Origin of the sequence: Methanosphaerula palustris E1-9c (genome assembly GCF_000021965.1) — an archaeon.
Taxonomy (GTDB): Archaea; Halobacteriota; Methanomicrobia; order Methanomicrobiales; family Methanospirillaceae; genus Methanosphaerula; species Methanosphaerula palustris.
Window position 1 is genome coordinate 1,267,669 of the sequence record NC_011832.1, and the last position, 19,549, is coordinate 1,287,217.

A 19,549-nucleotide genomic window follows, 5' to 3' on the forward strand; every position below is an offset into this window, starting at 1 on the left:
GCCGTCAAACCTGTCAGAATCCTTCAAATAAAAAATATATAAATACTCGGTATTATAAGATATATCTTGAGATACGTCTTGATTTTATGAGATGTTTTAGTTAAGGAGAATAAATAATGAATGAACACTATTTTAGAATGGATGATGGCCGCGCCCAGAGAGAGCCTGGTTTTGCAGGACGCGAAGGTTTCAATTCAGGACCTCCCGAGAGGAATGAGGAGAGTTTCGGAGATAGAGAGCACCACAGTTTTGGTGGCCACGGGGATTTCAGACCAGGGCCTCACGAGAGGTTTGATCGAGGTTTTGGTGGCAGAGGGCATGGCGCCTTTGGTGGCGGGCGTGAACGTTTGTTCAATTCAGGCGACTTCAAACTTGTCGTCCTCAAACTGCTCTCTGAGCAGCCGAGTTACGGATACCAACTCATCAAGACCATGGAGCAACGCCTTGCAGGCGGTTACACCCCGAGCGCCGGCGTTATTTATCCTACCTTGACAATGCTGGAGGAAGAGGGGCTTGCCATCGTATCTTCAGAGAACAACAAGAAGATCTATTCGGTGACCCCAGAAGGAGTCCAATACCTTCAGACCAACGAAGGTCGAGTAACGGAGCTGTTCAACCACCTCGAAGAGGCGGGAAGGCATTTCCAACGCGGCCGGTCTCCTGAACTCATGCAAGCCTTCCATAACTTACGCGGCGCTGTAGCGGCACGCGTGTCGCGCGAGAGCGTGACACCAGAACAAATCAGCAAAATCACGGAAGCGATCAATGCCGCTGCCAAGGCCATTGACGAACTCTGAGTTTCCACCTCAATCACCGACAGCGTACGTCGAAACGACGTTAACCCAATATAAGGAGGATCGCAATGCGAAAACAGTTATCATGAGCCCATGCCGGATTTACGAAAAAATACGTTACTAAAATTGGAGATTTAGGAAATCACCTGACCCGGAAATTTAACGAGCTGGTCGCAGTGACTGACATTTCATTTACTATGGGACCGGGGAAGATTTTCGGCCTGCTTGGCCCAAACGGCGTCGGCAAGACCACTTCACTCTCGATGCTCGCCACCTCCTCAAACCTATCGAAGGAACTGCAACAGTGAGCGGTATCGATGTCCAGAAGGATCAGGACGGGGTCCGGAAGGCCATCGGGATCGTTTTCCAGGATCAAAGCCTTGACGAGGAACTCACAGCATGGGAGAACATGGACTTCCATGGCCGGCTTTACTGCGTACCCACGGGAGATCCGGAAGCAGCGGATCGCCGATCTTCTGGACCTTGTCGAACTCACCGACTGGAAAGACGACATTGTCAGGACCTTCTCCAGCGGGATGCGGCGGCGTCTTGAGATCGCCCGGGGACTGCTTCACCACCCCTCGGTTCTCTTCCTCGATGAGCCCACGCCCGGCCTTTGATCCCCCGACCCGGAATCACCTCTGGCAATATATCGCCACTCTTGCGAAGAGGAGGGGATCACAATCATCATCACTACCCACTATATGGATGAGGCAGACCGGCTCTGCAACCGGGTCGCCATTGTCGACCACGGAAAGATCATCGCGCTGGACACTCCCGCAAACCTCAAGGATGGGATCGGTGGGGACGTAGTGACGATCCGCTCCCTGGATACCGCTGCAATTGTCGCTGTTATCAGGGAACCGTGAATCAGCCGGGTTGACGAACACGAAGTGGGAACCGCCGAGATCATGCGGCAACAGATGAAGATAATGAGGAGGCACTGATCATGGATATCATCTACACCATCTGGCTCCAGAGCATGATGCGGTTCATCCGGTCGCAGAGCCGGATCATCGGGAGCATATCAATGCCGCTCTTCTTCCTCGGGTTCGGGCTGAACTCGGTGGTCAGCATCCCGGGTCTCGGCAAGAACTATCTCCAGTTCCTGATCCCGGGCCTGGCCGCGATGAGCGTCCTCTTCACCTCGGCCTTCTCGGGTATCCAGATCATCACGGAAAAGCAGTTCGGGTTCCTGAAAAAGACCCTTATTGCACTGGTGATAGGGCTTGCGATCATGCTTGGCCAGACTGCCGGCGGGGCAACGACTGCGGTGACATCATCCATTTGGATAGATCAGGTGGAACATGATCCGGCGGATAAAAAATAATTTTTCCCGGCTTCGCCAGAAAACATTTTAACGAGCGGGATAATCGGACAACCGGGGGTTATAATCCCCTGATTAATAGAGGTCTGATTGTAAACCATGTCACAAGGACAGAGAGTATGATGGTGAACCCAATAAAACCAAAGACCAGCACTTTGCTCTCAAGAAAGACTCTGTATGCAGCCGGTGAAAGGAGTGCATTGAGCATCAGGTTTGCAAGCCAGTTCAGCACCATCCAGACCAGAAAGACAATGATCAGCGAGATGAAATTAATAACGCCCAGATCCTGGACATTTCCCTCCTTTTGTCGATTATTTTTTTGTTTTTTCATTGATAGGATCCATTTCATCTCTTCAGATGGGATATCAGGATTCTTCAACTGGTCCGGGTGATCAGACTTCCTGTCTGTATGCTGCACAATCTCTCATCTGCAGTCAATATGTTTAAAGAGGATCCTCATACCTATGATCCTGATCGAGCAAGGGTTTTATTATCTGACTTGCGGGAAGCCAGGGAGCCGATCACGCACTTCACCGCGCAAAAAAAACATGGGGTCTGAGCGCTAGATCGAACTGATCTGAGTTCCCTCGCCCAGGTACACCCTTAATCGATTCCTGAACCTGACGGCGTCCGGTGTGTCGAACAGTAACTGAATCCGCTCCGATATACGCTGCACCCCCTCGGGTAACGACGCGCAGGGAATCGTCAACTGGAGAGAGCGATTGGAGAGGGTGAATTCCTCCCCCTCCCTGACAGCCTGAAACCGGATCGGCTTGATTAACGGTACTGCCCGCCCCTGCAGAGTGATCACCCTGATAACCAGTGAGTATGGCTCGCAGAGGGAGATCCCCGGTTCTTTTCCTGCAGTGAATGAGCGCTTCTTTGATTCCTTCATTCTTTCACCATATTCTGTTTTTAGGACAGAACAGATTTCCGTAAGAAATAGATGTGGCTGGAGGGATATACGTTCCTCTTTGATTCAGGGGCCGTGATAATGGGAATCCAATCCACGGGTTAGATCTGAGGGGTTCTCTGTGCCAAACGTTCATTGTCCATGAATAACAACCGTTGTGGGAAGTGAACCGATGAAACAGTGTCCGGGATGTGGAACTTCGGTCCTGCCGGGGTGGTCGTTCTGCCCATCGTGCAACAGGGATCTGCGGATTCTGCCAACTGCCGATGATCCTGAGTTGCCGGCCCCGAGAACTGAGGTGGCACCGTCACATTCTGGCCGTGCGCGGCGGTGCGAAACCTGCGGGCATCTGAACCCAGAGGATGCTGATCGTTGCGAGGCCTGCGACAAGCGGTTCGTATCTCACGAATTGAGGCTGGACAGTCCTGTGGTGATCGGGATTATTTCGATCGTGATGGTCCTGCTCTTTGTCGTGTTGTCACTTCCTGGTGGTCTCTTATCCGGACAGCAATACACCCACCAGCTCCCGCCTTCTGCCGGTATCGGGCCGCTATCGGGTGCAGGTCCCAACGCAAGCCTGACCCGGGTCACAACCCTGACTACGTCCCTTCCATTGCCGGTCGTTTCTGCACCGGTCGTCTCCACCGTCCTCACTACAACCCTTCAGGCACCAGTTCCTGTTGCGAGTGGTGTACCTTCGATCGTTCAGCAACCCGTGGTCATCACCTCGACCGCTCCGTCTACACCGGGGAGCCAGGTACCGGTGGTTCCGGCCGGACTTCCGAATGCGAGTTCGTTTCCGGTGTCAACGGCTGGAACCCCAATTGGAGTGTCCTCCCTTTCGTCGACACCGACAGCAACCCCTTCGCTCGCCTCCACATCCAGCCAGGTTGTGACGATCCCGGTGCCGGCAAACGGACATCTGACCGGGCAGTTAACGTGGGCCGGTACAGGGAACTATGCCAGCGACTTCTTCACTCTATCTCCTGGAGAGGTGCGGCTGACCGCCACGGCTGATACGAGTTCTGGGGTGATCGCCGAAGTTCGGGACCGGACCGGTACAGTCCTAGGCAGGGTATCGACCGGTGGTTCGCAGCAGGAATCGACGATGCTGACCATCCCGGAGAACAGCACGTATCTGATAGCCATGATTGGCGAAGGTGGTTGGACGGTGGCGGTCACCCAGGCCACGGTGAACACGCTGTCGCAATCGGCAGATCTCTCTATGACTACTTCTGCGACCATGACTGCAACCCAGGGAACGGGGACCTCTACCCAGCAGGGTGTTGTCACCCCGCAGGTACCACCCACCCATGCTTCGCTGCCGGTCAGTTAAGGGATGATCATTCCTGATGGGGCGATGGTTTTGGATCCTGGGCTACCGTCTGGCAAACCATTATCGTCCCAGCACCGTATTCACACTTTATGAACAACTGGAAGTCTGTTGCTGCAGTCCTCCTCGGGCTGCTCTTCCTGGTCACAATCTGTGCAGCAGAAGATGATCAGTTCACTCCAAACTCAACACCTGCCTCGGTGAATCAAACCCTTCATTCCATGCGTTCTGATAATCTGACGAACTTCAGTGGAACCACAGAACCCGTGATTACGCTCGTTCTGCTCCAGAGCAACAACACGAAGATGCCGGGCCCCCGGGACATGGCTTTTGGGCCGACCTCGATCTCGATCAAGACTACTCCATCCTCGCTGATTGTTATCTCGCTGCTGGCAGTAGCCGCACTCGCAGGACTTATTCTCTTCAGGAGGCGTTGGTGAATAGATCGGATTGGATCGGTTTCATCACTCTGGATCAAGGGATCGGTTCCTTACCAGATCCTCTATCTGTGAGGAGAGTCCAGTGATGGGTATGATGGAAGAGAGCAGTGGCAGAGGTACCACTCGGCGAGCGGGCCCTCGGGAACAGGAGAACGTTGCCATCTTTGGATCACTCAGAACTATCCACAATGATCTGACCAGTATCCCGGCTGACATTATCGCTGTCAGGGAATGGACACGTTTCCGATGCAGGTTTGGCTGTGCAGCATATGGCACACACTTCTGTTGCCCCCCCTTTGTCCCTTCGACTGAAGAGACCAGAACGATGATCGCTGAGTATCATTCTGCGGTGCTGGCCCGGTTCGACACCGCGACCTTTCCATCCGGACCGGACGGCCTTCCCCCATCGAGAGGGGAGATTCTCCGGACTGTCCAACAGACGATCGCCGATCTGGAGAGGGCCGCTTTCCTCGCCGGGTACTATCGTGCGTTTGGGATGGGTGCCTCCCCGTGTGCTCTCTGCTCGACCTGCGTGGCGCAGGAGATGCTGGATGCCGGTACCACTCCTACGCCTGCTGATGCAGTCAGATGCCGGCAGAAGAAGGTGATGCGTCCTTCGATGGAAGCTCTTGGGATCGATGTCTTTGAGACAGTCAAAAATGCTGGACATTCGATTGAGGTGCTCACTGGACGGGATGATCCTCCCATCTACTTCGGGTTGGTCCTCCTCGATTGAAAGGGTATGGATTCATCAGATAGTCGATCAGATCCCTCATACAATTTTCACCTCGAGGTCGTAGAGGGCAGCGAAGATACCTGTTTTTTCTCTTCAGTCCTCTCTTTCACCATCAGATGCATGGTCACTATCCTAAGTATTATCAGTTCCATCTGCGAATGTGTAAGATAGTTGACAGATCAACTTGATTTGGGAGATATTCATCTCATCAGAAAACTGGCCTACCTGTACTGGTTCAAGCGACGATTTATGGCAAAAGAGTTGACGTTGTACGGGCTGAGCCCCGGGCATCACCCCTTTCTCATGGTACTGTACCACATGGATGGTGTTCGCCTTGAGGAACTGGCACGAGTGCTTCGTGTCGATAAGGCTGTATCCACCCGCATGGTCAGGGGGCTGATCGAGGAAGGCTTTGCATACCGGGAGAGAGATCGCACGGATAAACGTGCCTATCGCGTTTTTCTGACTGAAAAAGGTCGAGCGCTTCATCCCAAAATTGTCGAGATGATCGATATCCTGACTGAGGTGTACCTGGATGGGTTTTCAGATGAAGAACGGATCCTGCTTGTGCAGATGTTCGATCGTATGGTGAAGAATGTGGAACGGGCGGAATGCGACCTGAATGAAAGGAATCAAAAGATTATGAGTAAGAGTAGTAAGGATGCCGGGGAGGATCTGACGGAAGAGCCCGGGTCAAAGAAGGAGGAGGATGGAGTATGAACCGCCTTTCTGATAATACCAGTGATGAAAAGTACAAACGGGTCGCTCTGGCCATTGCCGCCCTCGGCACACTGGTCGGGGTGCTGAACGGTTCGACCCTGATCATTGCACTGCCGACGATCATGGTGCAGCTGCATACCACCCTGTTCGGCGTGATGTGGGCGCTGATCGTGTACATGCTGATCACCACTATCCTGGCCCCGGCCTGGGGTCGGCTGGCCGATATCTATGGCAGAAAACGGCTCTATGTCTGGGGGCTCGTCACCTTCACCATCGGTTCGATCCTCTGTGGCTTTTCAGCCGACATCGGGCAGCTGATCGGATTTCGAGTTATTCAGGCGATCGGGGGATCGCTGCTGGTTGCGAACGGGACGAGCATCGTCGCTGATGCCTACCCGCGTGGGGAGTTGGGCCGGGCGATGGGTGTCCTCTCGATGATCATGGCGGCCGCGTTCGTCGCAGGACCGATCCTCGGCGGAGTTCTGACCGTGATCGACTGGCGGCTGAACTTCTTCTTCAACGTCCCGTTCGGGATCGCGGCGATCATATGGGCACAATGGAAACTGAAAGATATCGTTGCCCTCGATCGACACAAGCATTTCGACCTGCTGGGCATGGTCTACTTCACGGTTTCAGTGATCGCCCTGATGGTCTATGTCGGTGCAGGGTTCATCGTCGGCCTTCTCTCGCCGGCGATGCTGGCGACGCTCGTTGTGGGTCTGATCAGCACCTGGGCCTTCATCAGGCAGGAGCAGAAGAGTCAGTCCCCTCTGATCGACTTATCGCTCTTCAAGATTAAGATCTTCACCTACGGGCAGGTCAGCGCACTGCTGAATTCGATCGCCAGGGGTGCCGTGATGATCCTGCTGATCCTCTTCTTCCAGGGGGTCAAGGGTGAGGATCCGTTCACAGCATCGATCATGATCGCCCCGCTTGCCATTGCACTGACGATCAGCGGTCCGATCGGTGGGAGGCTCGCCGATAGATATGGCTCACGGTTGATCGCCACTGTTGGTCTGATCTTATCGCTGGTCGGACTGTTCGGCCTTGCTCTGATGCATTATGATACACCCTATTGGTACCTGGCTGTCTGCCTCTTCATCAACGGGTTCGGGTCCGGGCTCTTTCAGCCGCCGAATACCAGTGCGATCATGTCATCGGTTCCACCTGACCGGCGAGGAGTCACCTCCTCGATCAGGGCGTTCTTCGGGAACATGGGTATGATGGTCTCAATGTCGTTTGCGACACCGATCCTGCTCGGCACCATCTCAATGGACGAGATGATGCAGATGTTCGTGGTCGGCGGGTCCAGTATCCCGGTCGCGGTCCAGCAGACCTTCACCGGCGGGATCACCATGGCCTTTCTGCTCGCGTCCCTGATCACCGTACCGGCGATCATCGTATCGGCACTCAGAGGGAAGGACGATCTCCATCATCTGCATAGCATACCTGCAGAGTAGATCGATGGGTGATCCCACACAGAAGAACAGATTCACTCGGCCGGGGCAGAGATCCTGGTGCAGGTGATCATCCTTTTTTGACGGTCGTTCACCGCAAGTGATTTATCCGAGTTGAGCACTTCGAAACGATACATATATGGCCGGCATATCCCATCCAGGGGCGTATATCTACGTCTGTACCAGGCTGCAGATCCGCAAGGGAAGGTTGATTCCCGAAGATCAGTACGAGCGGATGCTTCAGATGTCGTCTTCGCAGATCATCAGAATGATCGGGGAGGGGAACTACCGGGCACAGGTACTCCAATTCCCTGGGGGGGCCCTGAATGCAAATCAGATCGAACAGGCCCTTACCGATAACCTTGCCCTGTCGTTTCAGAAGGTGCTGGATCTCGCTCCCGGAATGCTCGGTCTGCTCACCTCGCGATATCTGGCTCGATGGGATATCGTCAACGTGATGCTGGTTCTCCATGGTAAAGAGCACAGGATCTCAGATCAGCGGATTCTGAGCGAGTTGATCCCTGCCGGGGAATTGGATCGGTCATTTCTTGAATCCCTGATCGGTCAGGAGTCAATAGATCGGATCGTGCCGATGCTTGAGGATTGGGAACTCTACCCTGTGCTTTCTCAGTGGTACATGCAGAAGGAGGGAGCCGGCAGGTTTGCCCGGCTCGAAAATCGACTGTACAAACAGTATTATGTCAATCTCCTTCATGCACTGCGAAACGATCCTCAAACAGATTATGTCTTCACCCGGTACATCCGGCTGGAGATCGATCTTGTCAATCTTAGGAACATCTTTCGGCTCAGGAGCGGCGGAGTCACCCATGATCTCGATCACTACCTGATTCCTGGTGGGACCGTAGACCTTACAACCTTGAACACCCTGTACGGTATCGAGGAGAAGGGTGCGTTCGTCGAAGAGATCCGGAGAACCGGTATCTTTCCGCTCATCATCAGGGGGTTACAGGAGATAAATCGTGAAAAAACAGTCGATTCAGAGATGGTTGGGGAGATGCTCTGGCTCCGCTGGCAGCAGCGGAGGACCCCAATTCATGAGGTCGAGATGGCCGTGACCCGGGCCCGGTTGGATCAGATGGATCGTCTTGCGATCCGTCACCCCTTCTCCGTCCTTCCGGTGCTCTCGTACCTGGAACGGAAGAAGTATGAGGTATTTAATCTGCGAGCGATCATCAGGGGGAAGGAATACCGTCTCCAGAACGACCTGATCCGTCGGTATTTGGTGATATGATGCCCAAGGAGGAGCGATGAGAACTGCTGATATCAAACCAACCAGATCGGAACTTCTCGCGGTCAAGCGACGGATCCGGTTATCAGATCGGGCACACTCCCTGCTGAAGAGAAAACGGGATGGATTGATGCTGGAATTGATGCGGGTGATTGGAGAACTGAAACAGGTACAGCACGAACTTGCCGCACGATATGATGCTTCACAGCAACTGATCGCTGTCGCGTACATGATGGAAGGAGCGATCGGAGTGGCGATCGCTGCAGAGTCGATCGAGCAGATTCCAACGATCGAGCGGGGTTTGAAGCATCTTCTTGGCGTGGGGGTGCCGGTTTTTCATGAGCAGGGGGTGAAGAAGAATCTCGACGAGCGTGGGTACTGCATCCTCGGAACAGATTCGGTGATCGATGATGTGGCTGGAGCCTTCGAGGATCTGCTCGACGTCGTGATTCGTGCAGCAGGTCTTCAGACCGAACTCCGATTGATCCTCGCCGAGTTCGTCCGCACCCGCCGCCGGGTCAGGGCCCTTGAGTACCGGGTGATCCCGGACCTGATCGAGGAGCGAAACTATATCCAGTTGAGGCGGGACGAGATGGACCGGGAGGAGGCATCACGCCTTTTTCATATTAAGAAGGTCAAGATCGGTCGGAATCCTGTCAAATGATGAGATCTGAAGGGGGTCGACCATCCGCATCCCACTCCGGCCGACCGGTTCGGTGGAGACGGCCCGACTGATCAGACATTTTGCCTCTTGTGCAGCGGTGGGAAGCGGATACCCCCGAGCGAGGAGAGCGGTCAGTGCTGCTGAGAAGCAGCAACCAGTACCATGTACTGGATAGGGCCTCCGGAATGATGAGAGGGGGATGACGGTGCTGGCTGTGATCAGCAGATCGGTGGCTCTGGCACCTGCTCGATGACCCCCCTTGATGATCACCGCCGCTGCACCGAGATCCAGCAGAACCTTCCCTGCCCGGATCACCTCATCGTCTGAACAGAGCGGGCTGAGTCCAGAGAGCACCTCTGTCTCGGGGAGATTCGGTGTGATCACGGTCGCCCGTGGTAAAAGACGCTCTTTCAGCAGTTCTATCGCCTCTTCTGCGAGGAGCCGGTGACCGCTGGAGGAGACCAGCACCGGGTCGACGACGAGGGGAACGCCCTCTGGGAGGAGATCGGTGATGGTATCGATCACCGATCCGTCACCGAGCATTCCTGTCTTGAACGCTCCTATGTGAAACTCTTCGAGCAGAACCTTGAGTTGGGTCGCCACGATAGGTGCGGGTTGAACCCAGGTACTGTCGACCCTCTCTGGGGTCTGGGCTGTCAGCGCTGTGATCACTGAAAGACCCCACACTCCCATGGCAGCGAAGGTCGACAGGTCGGCCTGGATCCCTGCTCCCCCGGTCGGGTCCGATCCAGCGATCGTGCAGGCACAGACGGTTTGAGATCTCTGCATCCAGAGAGGATGGTGTCTGTGGTGTCTTGAAGGTATGTATATCCCGTAACCGGAACGAATCCAGGGATTATCTGGGGGACACTGAATCCATACGTTCATATACGGCCACCCGAATATCTGCTGTTGCATGGATCTCACCTACCTGGTTGTTCTTGGCTTTGCCCCCGCGCTCTTCTGGGTCTGGTTTTTTTATATGCGGGATCGGTGCAGGTCCGAATCGCCGACCTGGATGCTCTGGCTCTTCATCCTCGGGATGGTGGCGATACCACCAGTTGCCCTGATAGAGGGGGCTTTTGATCCCCTTGTTCATTCTACCGTGTTCATCAGTGTCATAGTGGCCCCGATCGTTGAGGAACTGGCCAAGTTCTTGGTGGTGTACCTGACAGTTTATAGAAATCATGCCCTCACCGATCCAATGGATGGGATCATATACTCAACGACGGCCGCACTTGGATTTGCAGCCCTTGAGAACTTCTTCTATGTCTTCGGTGCATATCAGGAACTGCTGGTTCTGCCGTTCGAGTTGAGCATCGTTCGAGCGCTTCTTTCAGTACCTGCCCACGCCCTGAACTCAAGTATGTGGGGGTATTCACTTGGTCAGGCAGTGGTAGTGCCACACGAGGCGAAGAGGCCGATCATCCTGCAGGGACTCCTGGTTGCGATGTTCTTTCATGCTCTCTTCAACCTGTTACTCACCTTTAATGAACCCGGGTTTGCCGTGACAGCGCTGGTTCTCGTTCCATTGATGTGGCTGATCGTCAGCAAACGGATCAATGCAATGCTGGTTCGAAAATTCTGTGTCCTCAGACGATGAGGAAAAAAAGGGTGAAGCCGACGTCACTCGTATCGAAGGGCATCAATCGGGTTCAGGTTAGAAGCCTTCCATGCCGGGTACAGTCCGCTCAGCACGCTGGTCCCAATTCCGAAGCCCATTCCATAAACTATCGCGATCAGACTTGACGGATAGAAGAGATACTTGGTGGTCTGGAGCATGAAGAGGCTGATCACATACCCGCCGCCAAAGCTGAGCATCCCGCCGATCAGGGAGCCGATGAATCCGAGGATCAGCGCCTCATAGATGAACATCCAGCGCACTTCTTTCCGTCGTGTCCCGAGCGAACGCATGATCCCAATCTCTCTGATCCGTTCAGTCACCGACATCATCATGATGTTCAGGATACTGATCCCTGCAACCAGGAGAGATATCCCACCAATCACTGTTGTGAATGTCGAGATCTGATTGAAGGCACCCAGGATAGAGTCAAGGATCGACTTGGTGTCGTAGACGTCGACGACCTTATCCTGTCGGTTGAATCTCTTCTCAATTGCCTGCTTCACCGATACAATCTGTTTCAGGTCGGAGGCTTTGACGATCGCTTCATTGTACCCCTTGACACTGTAATGCTCGGAGAACCATTGTTTACTGACGATCAGAGCGTTGTCAGGGTTGATATCCAGCCCGAGCCCGCGCTCCTTGAGGATTCCGACCACCGGGAGGATCGTCCCGTCTCCCAGGATCACCTTCGAGCCGACCTTGACCTTCAACTGATCGGCGATCGTCTTCCCTATCATGGCCCCGCTGTTTCCACGCAGATATACTCCGCTCTCCACGGTGAGCATGGTGGGCATGTCGTCAGGGTCCATCCCATAGATCGAAGCGACTCCTTTCTCATTTCCATAGGTGATCCTATCGCCGCCGGTATAGATTGGAATCACCTTGTTCGGAGAGACTGCCCGGGAGAGTTCAAGGATTTGCTGTTCAGAGAGCCGGTCATTGGTGACGGTAGTCCCCGAAAGCCCTCCCGTACCTGAATGGGGCGAGACCACGATTGAATCCCCAACCGAGGTGAAACTATCTGAAACCGAGAGGACGATTCCATTCCCGAGGATCCCCATCGATGAGATCGAGAGCACTCCGATGATGATCCCGAGGATCGCCAGCAACGAGCGGAACCAGTTTCTTCGCAGGTTTCTGACTGCAAAATCAACGAATATCATGCAATTCTCCCGTCCACGATCCGGATCATCCGACTGGCATAGTCGGCAACCGATGCATCGTGCGTGACCATGATGATGGTCTTTCCGTCCTGGTTCATCGTGGTCAACAGGTCCATGATACCCTTCCCTGTCTTGGAGTCCAGGTTGCCGGTAGGCTCATCGCAGAGGAGGATGTCGGGGTCGTTGACCAGCGCCCGTGCGATCGCAACCCGCTGCTGCTGTCCGCCTGAGAGTTCACTCGGCTTGTGTGTATAGAGCTGGACATCATCGAGCCCTGCGGCCTTCAATACCTCCAGCGGCTTGAGGCCGCATTCATCGTTCTGACATTTCAGGATCAGCGGAAACTCCACATTCTCCAAGACCGAGAGGAGTGGGATCAGGTTGAAGTGCTGGAAGATGAACCCGATCGTGTCCCGTCGCAGCCAGGTGAGTTCGTCATCACTCAGGTCCTTAACATTTGAACCGTTGATGATCAGGTCCCCTGATGTTGGGATATCGAGGCATCCCATCATGTTCAACAGCGTGGTCTTGCCTGATCCAGAGGGGCCCATGATCGCGATGAACTCGCCCGGGTAGACCTTCAGCGAGACGTGATCGAGTGCCACCACATCCCCTGCTGGGAGGGGATAGATCTTGGTCACCTGATCGAAGAGGAGGACCGGTTGATCTGATCGTTCATCAGAGGGTTGAAGCGCGTTCACCCGAACAGGTCACCCCCTCTTCCAGGATTTGTTGATCACATATCCGACGACGAGGATTGCCAGGAGCAGGATCACAACCCAGAGGATGGGAAACGAAGTATCTGCTGTGGTTGAGGTGTCAGCCGTATCTCCCAGCGAAAGTGGAATGGTCTTGGAGAACTGGTTTCCATCGGCATCCAGATAGGTGACGATCACCGGAACGCTGGTTGCACCTTTTGCATTGAAGGTCAGCTCAAAGCTCGAGAAGTCGTCTGGCTGGAGAGAACCGACAACATACTGTTTGTACGGATCGATCCCGGTCACATCCTTGCCAGGCGTGACAACGACCGCCTTGGCCGGGGTGAGCCCGGCATTGGTGATGTCTCCGGTCAGGTCGATCGTTGAATTGGACTGTTTGATCACGATATTCGAGATGACCATATCTGCCCGTGTCTTGGACTCACTGAATTCCACCGGGATGACAAGCGTCTGGGTGTGTCGGTTCAGACCATTGGTGAACAGGACCTGCACCGTGAGGTTCGACGGGGCGGCCGGGGTGATGTTCAGCGTGGTGGTCGAAGCGCTGTTCGATCCGAGCGTCCCGATGAACGAAGTGGCAGGAAGCATCGTGATCGAAGGGCCGGCTGCATTGACGGTCACTCCGTTCACACTGTTCTGACGGGGGTTTCCCACAGAGAGGGTGATGGAATCCTTCTGGCCGGCACTGTAGGCGTCAGGCTGACTCTGAATAGCGAGGACAAGGCCGGTGTTGTCGATCTTCACCGGCACCAGGTATCGAAGGCTGGTTCCTTCGGGAAACTGAAGCGAGAACTCTGGGTAGTAGATCCCATCTGGGGCTCCCGCCTTGATGGTGAAGGTGAACGACATCTTCGCCCCGGGACCGATATCCCCTACTGCCGCGTAATTCTTGTCGTTGACCGTGATAGCCCCGTTTCCGGTCAGCGCCCCCCGCTTGACCGTGATACTGTGGCTGGCGGTGTTGACCACATCGACGGTCAGCGTACCGGTATCCCCGTACATCAGCACTTCAGGGTCCAGTTTCGTACCGGTCACCTGCAACTGCCCGGTATCGCTCGTCTGGGAAGCGATGACGCTTTGACTCAGCGTCTGGGTGGTGGTCGATACAACTCCAGATGTCGTGGATGAGGTGGTTATTCCTGCAGGGATTGTATATCCTGCAGGAATGGTCTGGTCTACGGCCCCTGCTGCGCTGATAAGGAGGCAGAGGAGCAATCCGATGAATACAAGTCTTCTCATGGTTATAAAACTCCAATTATTTTTACTGCGACGGCGATGATGATCGGAATACAGACGATGATCGCCGCATGGTGAGTGGAGAGGTCTTCAGCCTCCCGTACTCCAAAGATCCAGATATATCCACTCCAGAGCAGGCAGATGATCCCAATCAGGGTCACCATCTGCATCGTTTGGGTGTGCTGGATCTGGTCGACCATCGCTCCGATCATCTGTGGATCCCCGAGCGCTGGCAGTCTGAGCGATCCGGTGAACGGCGCCAGCACCGGAATCGTGATGAGCGAACCGATGAACCCTGGAATGAACCCATAACTGGTGAACTGGAGCAGCTGCAGGAATTCTCCACCACCGAACAGAATCCTTGAGATGATCGTAAAGATCCCGGTCACGATCACCCAGACCAGGTAGGCCATGAGGATCGCAGAAGCCAGGGTCAGGAGAGGATCCAAACTCGTGGGGGTGTGGCCAATCAGTTGATTCTGGATCTGACTGTTCAGATAGCCAGTCCCTGCACCTCCAAACCCAGATATCAGGACCAGCAGTGCAGGGATTCTCAGATCGAAGGGATCCTGTTTTTTTGCTGCAAAAAAAACCCCTGGTGTGAGGAGCGCCAGGATCGGGTTCGTGTTCTCCATGTGTATCTCGTTACTCTTTCTTTGTGGTTTATTTGAACATTGGTATCTGGTTGGCGCCGCTCGTTTCAATACAGATACCTTCAATCTGTATCTATGCGATCAGTCCATATATCGAGAACAGCACCGATACAAGCACCGGGATGCCAACCGTGATGACTGCGTTACGGGTGGTCAGATGCCGGGCCTCCCTGACACCAAAGATCCAGATGTTTGCACTCCAGAGCAGGAAGACGATGCCGATAAGGGAGATCACCGCCATCGACGGGGTCTTCATCATCCCGGTCATCGCCGACTGCATCAGGGTGGGATCCGCGATCGATGGCAGGTGGATCGTTGAGAGGTACTGGAACATCAACGGCAGCGAGATGATACTGCCGATCAACGAGGGGATATATCCGTACCCTGTGACTTCGAGCACCCGCTTGAAGTCTCCGGTCCCATTGAAGGCCATCGAGATCAGATAGAAGATCCCGGCCATGATAAACCACATCACCAGGACGACGATGATAGCACTGATCGCACCGATCCCCTGAATGATGCCGATCATCTGCTGTGAACTTGCAGGGAGCACCTGCATCGTGACGCCGGTGACTATATAGGCCGAGATGGCGCTGACAATTCCCATGAGGAGAACGATCACTGCCGGGATGCCGAGGCTGACCGGTCTCTCTTCGATCCCGATAAAGAAATTTTGAGGAGCAGTGAGTATTGTTAAAAATTTATTATCCATGGCTGATCAGTGAATCAATGAGTTATCATCAAAGTTTAATTTGTTGGTCAATTTTTCTGAATCGCATCCGAACCGAGGGGAAAAAAGGAGATTATCCTCTTATCATGTCCGTTCAGGCAGGTACATCACGGTTCTGTATCAGTTCGAAGGCTGCAGAGAAGATGGCCCCGGTTCCCAGCAGCAGGGCGATCAGCCAGATTATTCCACCGAGGATCGGGATCAACTGGAGCAGATTCAGCAGGACGAAGCCGATAATGAAGAGGATCAGCGGCGAGGCTGTCATCTTCAGCACATCTCCGAGGAATTTTCCCAGCGCCAGAGATGTGACGAGCCCGGAGAGCGTCGTTGTGGCCATGATGAGCAGGGCGACGAGCAGGGCCAGCGGAATCCCTACTATGGAGATCAACAGCAGCAGACAGATGATCCCGCCGCCGATCAGTCCTCCTATCCCGAAGATCAGTGTCCTGACGGGATGATTCAGCACAGATCCTCCGACGGCCGTCGCCGCTCCCGGGAAGAGAACGATCAACACGAGCCCGATGATCAGGAACCCGAGCGCCATCAGAAGAGCCAGGACCGCAGATATCCAGCTCCAGTTTCCGTGATCTTTCGATCGATCTCCAGTCTGGTTCGCCTCTTTGTGGTCCTGGGGACTATCGATCACCATGCTTCCGGCTGTCCCGGTGTTCTGGAAATTCGAGCTGCCGACCCGGAGCGTGCCGTTGATATTCCCGGCATTGGTAACGGAACCGCCACTGAGCAGGGCGTCCCTGCTCACCGTTGTGGCGTTCATGACGTTCACCTTCCCGCCGGCTGCGATCAGGTTGGTTCCCACACTCCCGTTCATCACTACACTGCCCCCGGCAGCGATCACCTTCCCGCCAACATTGGCGTTGATCGAGACTTTACCGCCGGCTGCGATCAGATCTCCTTTCACCGGTGCATTCACCTGAATCATGCCGCCGGCCACCACCAGGCTGTCGACCGGTGCATCGATCACAATGGTACCGCCGGTAGCGAACACATCATCAGAGATGGGTGTGGTCAGATGGGTCTGGTTGTCGTCGAGGATCACGACGGCCATCGAGGCGGTGGGTATGAGCATCAACAGCACGAGCCCTACTATCAGGGCCGGCCATTGCAATATCTGTGGAGTCATAGAGTTTAGGTCAGGCTCAACCGATTTATCTGTTGTGTCAGGTGTTGATAGGAATGACGACTGGTTGTTCTCTTACCTGCTGCCAGTGTCTCATATCCTGAACGGAGACCCGGGGGTGAGATAATTGCCAGGTGATCGATTCGGTCTGCTCGCTCCGTATCACTATATTATTATCTTAAGGGTGACACCTTGTGTCAGTGGGGATCGGGAAGGTCGTCGGTACTGGACATGTCGACTTTCCTGAGTCTCCCCAATCAGGAGACCAATGAACCATATCGTACCCGTTGATCAGGATCTACCGGATCACCATGCAGCCTTGAGGGAGGGGCCGGTCCCTTCAGCAGTGAGGGAGAGTATCATCCGGATCGAACATCTCTCCAAGGTCTTCCCATCCAAACAGGGACCGGTGGCCGCTGTCGATGATATCTCTTTCGAGGTAAAACGTGGCGAGATCTTCGGCCTGCTCGGCCCGAATGGGGCCGGCAAGAGCACGCTCATCAGGATCCTCACCACCCTGATCTCCCCGAGTTCCGGGGCCGCGTTCATCGATTCCTATGAGGTATCGGCTTCTCCCGAGCAGATCCGCGGGTTGATTGGTGTCTGCCCGCAGAACAGTACCCTGGATCAGGAACTGACCGCCTACGATAACCTTGAGTTTTACGGCAGGTTGCAGAACATGGAGGATCGGGTGCTCAAGCCCCGGATCTGGCAACTCCTGGAGATGACCGGGCTTCAAGACAGGGCCCGTTCTCCAGTCAGTACCTTCTCCGGCGGAATGAAACGGAAACTTGAGATTGTCCGGGCGTTCATCCATAAGCCGGATATCCTCTTCCTGGATGAACCGACGATCGGACTCGATCCCGAGTCCCGGCGCGAGGTGTGGCAGCAGATTGAACAGTTGAACGTTGAAGAGACGACGATCATCCTGACCACCCATTATATGGATGAGGCCGAGAGGCTCTGCAACCGGATAGCATTCGTCGACCAGGGTCGACTGATCGCCCTGGACACGATGGAGAACCTGCGACGATCGTTTCCGGTTGGCGACCTGATCGAGATTGGGGTTGTGAAGATAACCGGGGATCTCCTCGCCCGGATCAGAGAGATACCCCAGGTTGGTTCTGTCGATGTCAGGGGACTGAACCTGCTGATCGTGACAAGAGATGCGAGTATCGTCCTCCCCGATCTCCTGCGGGTCCTCGAACAGTTCTCAAACCCAATGACCTCGATTGCAATCCGGTCGCCGTCCCTCGAGGATATCTTCATCTACCTGACCGGGCAGGTTCCAGAGTCCGATGCGATCGCGACCGGTGAAGTCGGGAGGCAGGATTCATGACATCATCCCTGCTGCGGGGAGCCTTTGCGATCTTCAAACGGGATTTTCAGAAGTTCCTGAGCAATCCGTTTGTGATCCTGATGACCCTCTTCATGCCGATCATGTACCTGATCATCTTCGGCAGCGCGATGGGCGGGTCTATCAGCCACATCCCGATCGGGGTGGTGCAGGACGAGCCGTACCTGGTGGAGACTCCGCTCTTCGCCTCGGCAGTTGCTGGATTGAGCACGATGCAGCAGGTGGACAACCCTCCAACCTTTGATGTAACGGTCTTCACCGATGAGGCGAGCGCCCGGCGTGCGGTCACTGACGGAAGGATCATGGCTGCTGTCATCTTCCCCTCCAGCATCTCGGCGGATAATACGATCCGCATGTACATGGACAGTTCTGAGTTTACCATCCCCGCACTGATCCAGGCTGGATTGAACGGTGTCCTGGCCCAGAACGGGGCGCACAATCCGGTGCAGGTCACCAAGATCTATGGGGATATCGGTTACTTGCAGTTCTTTGGGGTTGGTGTCATTGTCATGGCCATCTTCATGACCACGATGATGGGGGGCGGCATGGCGATGATCCGGGACCGGGAGATGGGGATCGTCGAAGGGTATCTGGTCACGCCGGTGAAACGGTCGAGCACCCTCCTCGGCATCATCGCAAGCGGCACGGTCAAGGGATTTCTCGCAGGATTTATCATCCTTCTTGTCGACCTCTTCGTGGCCGGGATCGTCATCGACAGTGCGGTGAACTTTCTGCTGATCCTGGCTGTCATCTTCATCATCAGCATCGGACTCACCAGTCTGGTGGTCGCTTTCGCCTCCCGCTTTGCAAACCAGCAGATCTTCGCCTCCTCTGTCGCGTTCCTGAACCTGATCCTCTTCATGACCAGCGGTGCTTTTTACCCGACACTCGGGATGCCGGACTGGCTCCGCTGGATCACGGTGATCAATCCTGAGTCCTACGGCGTGCATGCCCTTCGCTCCCTGGTTCTCAGGGGTCAGGGGCTCAATCTCATCGGAATCGACCTGCTGGCGCTGATCATCTTCTCGGTCTTTGCGATCGCGATCGGCATTGCGACCTTCCGACGGACCCTCGATTGAGGGATTACCCTTTTTTGTTCGGACCCGGGGATGTTTGGTCTCTGGTCGGTAGAACTTTTGAAGGCTGCAGTTCCCTAGCACTGATCGACCATTTCCTGCAGCAGCAGTGCAGGGCCGGTCACGATCTGTCCGGTCCCCCCGTCGAACTGATGATCTTTTTAAAGGTTGCCTGGTAGGACTTTCGAGGGCTGTTCAACGATCCGGGAAGGACAACGGG

21 protein-coding genes and 2 pseudogenes are annotated in these 19,549 nt (G+C 54.7%); 14 read left to right on the forward strand and 9 right to left on the reverse strand.

All coding sequences use genetic code 11. From position 1 onward, the window contains the following. Positions 1–116 precede the first annotated feature (116 nt). The 4 genes and pseudogenes from MPAL_RS06185 to MPAL_RS06195 all read left to right on the forward strand — a co-directional run. Positions 117–797, forward strand: coding sequence for a PadR family transcriptional regulator (locus tag MPAL_RS06185; protein WP_012617892.1), 681 nt, complete (start codon positions 117–119; stop codon positions 795–797). Positions 798–991: 194 nt separating this feature from the next. Further along, positions 992–1,414: pseudogene (locus MPAL_RS16880) on the forward strand (ATP-binding cassette domain-containing protein). Between the two features lie 84 nt (positions 1,415–1,498). Continuing rightward, positions 1,499–1,663 (forward strand): hypothetical protein, encoded by a 165-nt coding sequence (locus MPAL_RS16885; RefSeq protein ID WP_236610448.1) that lies wholly within the window; start codon positions 1,499–1,501, stop codon positions 1,661–1,663. Between the two features lie 80 nt (positions 1,664–1,743). Beyond that, positions 1,744–2,088: pseudogene (locus tag MPAL_RS06195) on the forward strand (ABC transporter permease); the annotation flags it as partial. Between the two features lie 94 nt (positions 2,089–2,182). Here MPAL_RS06195 and MPAL_RS06200 read toward each other — a convergent pair. Together MPAL_RS06200 and MPAL_RS06205 are read right to left on the reverse strand one after the other, a co-directional pair. Next, positions 2,183–2,452 carry a hypothetical protein gene (locus MPAL_RS06200; protein WP_012617894.1) on the reverse strand — a complete coding sequence of 90 codons (270 nt, stop codon included), beginning with the start codon at positions 2,450–2,452 and terminating at the stop codon, positions 2,183–2,185. Between the two features lie 231 nt (positions 2,453–2,683). Then, positions 2,684–3,016 (reverse strand): hypothetical protein, encoded by a 333-nt coding sequence (locus MPAL_RS06205; protein ID WP_012617895.1) that lies wholly within the window; start codon positions 3,014–3,016, stop codon positions 2,684–2,686. Positions 3,017–3,332: 316 nt separating this feature from the next. Between MPAL_RS06205 and MPAL_RS06210 the strand changes: the two genes are divergently transcribed. From MPAL_RS06210 to MPAL_RS06240, 7 genes are all read left to right on the forward strand, one after another. After that, on the forward strand, positions 3,333–4,370 hold the full coding sequence (locus MPAL_RS06210) for a RodZ family helix-turn-helix domain-containing protein (protein ID WP_148208160.1): 1,038 nt from the start codon (positions 3,333–3,335) through the stop codon (positions 4,368–4,370). Positions 4,371–4,459: 89 nt separating this feature from the next. Further along, positions 4,460–4,807 (forward strand): hypothetical protein, encoded by a 348-nt coding sequence (locus MPAL_RS06215; protein ID WP_012617897.1) that lies wholly within the window; start codon positions 4,460–4,462, stop codon positions 4,805–4,807. Positions 4,808–4,898: 91 nt separating this feature from the next. Further along, the gene (locus tag MPAL_RS06220) at positions 4,899–5,543 is read left to right on the forward strand and encodes a DUF2284 domain-containing protein (protein WP_201763865.1); all 645 of its coding nucleotides are present in this window, start codon (positions 4,899–4,901) and stop codon (positions 5,541–5,543) included. Between the two features lie 171 nt (positions 5,544–5,714). After that, entirely contained in the window at positions 5,715–6,263 is a 549-nt protein-coding gene (locus tag MPAL_RS06225) for a MarR family winged helix-turn-helix transcriptional regulator (RefSeq protein ID WP_148208161.1), read from the forward strand. Further along, positions 6,260–7,723, forward strand: a complete 1,464-nt coding sequence (locus MPAL_RS06230; RefSeq protein ID WP_012617900.1) for an MFS transporter — start codon at positions 6,260–6,262, stop codon at positions 7,721–7,723. Before MPAL_RS06225 ends, MPAL_RS06230 begins: the two co-directional genes overlap by 4 nt. A 136-nt stretch (positions 7,724–7,859) precedes the next feature. Beyond that, positions 7,860–8,972 carry a V-type ATP synthase subunit C gene (locus MPAL_RS06235; RefSeq protein ID WP_012617901.1) on the forward strand — a complete coding sequence of 371 codons (1,113 nt, stop codon included), beginning with the start codon at positions 7,860–7,862 and terminating at the stop codon, positions 8,970–8,972. 16 nt (positions 8,973–8,988) lie between these two features. Continuing rightward, positions 8,989–9,633 (forward strand): V-type ATP synthase subunit D, encoded by a 645-nt coding sequence (locus MPAL_RS06240; protein ID WP_012617902.1) that lies wholly within the window; start codon positions 8,989–8,991, stop codon positions 9,631–9,633. Here the strand turns inward: MPAL_RS06240 and thiD are convergent. After that, a complete protein-coding gene (gene thiD / locus MPAL_RS06245; RefSeq protein WP_012617903.1) occupies positions 9,580–10,422 on the reverse strand; it encodes a bifunctional hydroxymethylpyrimidine kinase/phosphomethylpyrimidine kinase in 843 nt (280 codons plus the stop codon). The genes MPAL_RS06240 and thiD overlap by 54 nt on opposite strands. A 127-nt stretch (positions 10,423–10,549) precedes the next feature. Here thiD and MPAL_RS06250 point away from each other — a divergent pair, with 127 nt between their 5' ends. Beyond that, positions 10,550–11,236 (forward strand): PrsW family intramembrane metalloprotease, encoded by a 687-nt coding sequence (locus tag MPAL_RS06250; RefSeq protein WP_012617904.1) that lies wholly within the window; start codon positions 10,550–10,552, stop codon positions 11,234–11,236. 23 nt (positions 11,237–11,259) lie between these two features. Here MPAL_RS06250 and MPAL_RS06255 read toward each other — a convergent pair whose 3' ends face one another. From MPAL_RS06255 to MPAL_RS06280, 6 genes are all read right to left on the reverse strand, one after another. Next, positions 11,260–12,420, reverse strand: a complete 1,161-nt coding sequence (locus tag MPAL_RS06255; RefSeq protein WP_012617905.1) for an ABC transporter permease — start codon at positions 12,418–12,420, stop codon at positions 11,260–11,262. After that, positions 12,417–13,121 carry an ABC transporter ATP-binding protein gene (locus tag MPAL_RS06260; protein ID WP_012617906.1) on the reverse strand — a complete coding sequence of 235 codons (705 nt, stop codon included), beginning with the start codon at positions 13,119–13,121 and terminating at the stop codon, positions 12,417–12,419. Before MPAL_RS06260 ends, MPAL_RS06255 begins: the two co-directional genes overlap by 4 nt. Before the next feature lie 9 nt (positions 13,122–13,130). Further along, positions 13,131–14,378: a COG1361 family protein gene (locus MPAL_RS06265; RefSeq protein WP_012617907.1), complete on the reverse strand. Its 1,248-nt coding sequence runs from the start codon at positions 14,376–14,378 to the stop codon at positions 13,131–13,133. A gap of 2 nt (positions 14,379–14,380) precedes the next feature. Next, positions 14,381–15,010: a Yip1 family protein gene (locus MPAL_RS06270; RefSeq protein WP_012617908.1), complete on the reverse strand. Its 630-nt coding sequence runs from the start codon at positions 15,008–15,010 to the stop codon at positions 14,381–14,383. Between the two features lie 91 nt (positions 15,011–15,101). Further along, positions 15,102–15,740: a Yip1 family protein gene (locus MPAL_RS06275; protein WP_012617909.1), complete on the reverse strand. Its 639-nt coding sequence runs from the start codon at positions 15,738–15,740 to the stop codon at positions 15,102–15,104. Positions 15,741–15,852: 112 nt separating this feature from the next. Next, entirely contained in the window at positions 15,853–16,899 is a 1,047-nt protein-coding gene (locus MPAL_RS06280; RefSeq protein WP_012617910.1) for a hypothetical protein, read from the reverse strand. Between the two features lie 265 nt (positions 16,900–17,164). Between MPAL_RS06280 and MPAL_RS06285 the strand changes: the two genes are divergently transcribed. Beyond that, complete coding sequence (locus MPAL_RS06285; protein WP_148208162.1) at positions 17,165–18,235, forward strand: ABC transporter ATP-binding protein; 1,071 nt, start codon at positions 17,165–17,167, stop codon at positions 18,233–18,235. Then, on the forward strand, positions 18,232–19,332 hold the full coding sequence (locus MPAL_RS06290; RefSeq protein WP_012617912.1) for an ABC transporter permease: 1,101 nt from the start codon (positions 18,232–18,234) through the stop codon (positions 19,330–19,332). The genes MPAL_RS06285 and MPAL_RS06290 overlap by 4 nt, the downstream gene beginning before the upstream one ends. Positions 19,333–19,549: the final 217 nt, after the last annotated feature.

Coding starts and splice junctions, on each gene's coding strand:
- MPAL_RS06265 (WP_012617907.1), bottom strand. CDS start 14,378: ATGAGAAGACTTGTATTCATCGGATTGCTCCTCTGCCTCCTTATCAGC.
- MPAL_RS06285 (WP_148208162.1), top strand. CDS start 17,165: ATGAACCATATCGTACCCGTTGATCAGGATCTACCGGATCACCATGCA.
- MPAL_RS06220 (WP_201763865.1), top strand. CDS start 4,899: ATGATGGAAGAGAGCAGTGGCAGAGGTACCACTCGGCGAGCGGGCCCT.
- MPAL_RS06200 (WP_012617894.1), bottom strand. CDS start 2,452: ATGAAAAAACAAAAAAATAATCGACAAAAGGAGGGAAATGTCCAGGAT.
- thiD (WP_012617903.1), bottom strand. CDS start 10,422: ATGCAGAGATCTCAAACCGTCTGTGCCTGCACGATCGCTGGATCGGAC.
- MPAL_RS06185 (WP_012617892.1), top strand. CDS start 117: ATGAATGAACACTATTTTAGAATGGATGATGGCCGCGCCCAGAGAGAG.
- MPAL_RS06290 (WP_012617912.1), top strand. CDS start 18,232: ATGACATCATCCCTGCTGCGGGGAGCCTTTGCGATCTTCAAACGGGAT.
- MPAL_RS06280 (WP_012617910.1), bottom strand. CDS start 16,899: ATGACTCCACAGATATTGCAATGGCCGGCCCTGATAGTAGGGCTCGTG.
- MPAL_RS06235 (WP_012617901.1), top strand. CDS start 7,860: ATGGCCGGCATATCCCATCCAGGGGCGTATATCTACGTCTGTACCAGG.
- MPAL_RS06275 (WP_012617909.1), bottom strand. CDS start 15,740: ATGGATAATAAATTTTTAACAATACTCACTGCTCCTCAAAATTTCTTT.
- MPAL_RS16885 (WP_236610448.1), top strand. CDS start 1,499: ATGGATGAGGCAGACCGGCTCTGCAACCGGGTCGCCATTGTCGACCAC.
- MPAL_RS06250 (WP_012617904.1), top strand. CDS start 10,550: ATGGATCTCACCTACCTGGTTGTTCTTGGCTTTGCCCCCGCGCTCTTC.
- MPAL_RS06215 (WP_012617897.1), top strand. CDS start 4,460: ATGAACAACTGGAAGTCTGTTGCTGCAGTCCTCCTCGGGCTGCTCTTC.
- MPAL_RS06240 (WP_012617902.1), top strand. CDS start 8,989: ATGAGAACTGCTGATATCAAACCAACCAGATCGGAACTTCTCGCGGTC.
- MPAL_RS06205 (WP_012617895.1), bottom strand. CDS start 3,016: ATGAAGGAATCAAAGAAGCGCTCATTCACTGCAGGAAAAGAACCGGGG.
- MPAL_RS06270 (WP_012617908.1), bottom strand. CDS start 15,010: ATGGAGAACACGAACCCGATCCTGGCGCTCCTCACACCAGGGGTTTTT.
- MPAL_RS06255 (WP_012617905.1), bottom strand. CDS start 12,420: ATGATATTCGTTGATTTTGCAGTCAGAAACCTGCGAAGAAACTGGTTC.
- MPAL_RS06230 (WP_012617900.1), top strand. CDS start 6,260: ATGAACCGCCTTTCTGATAATACCAGTGATGAAAAGTACAAACGGGTC.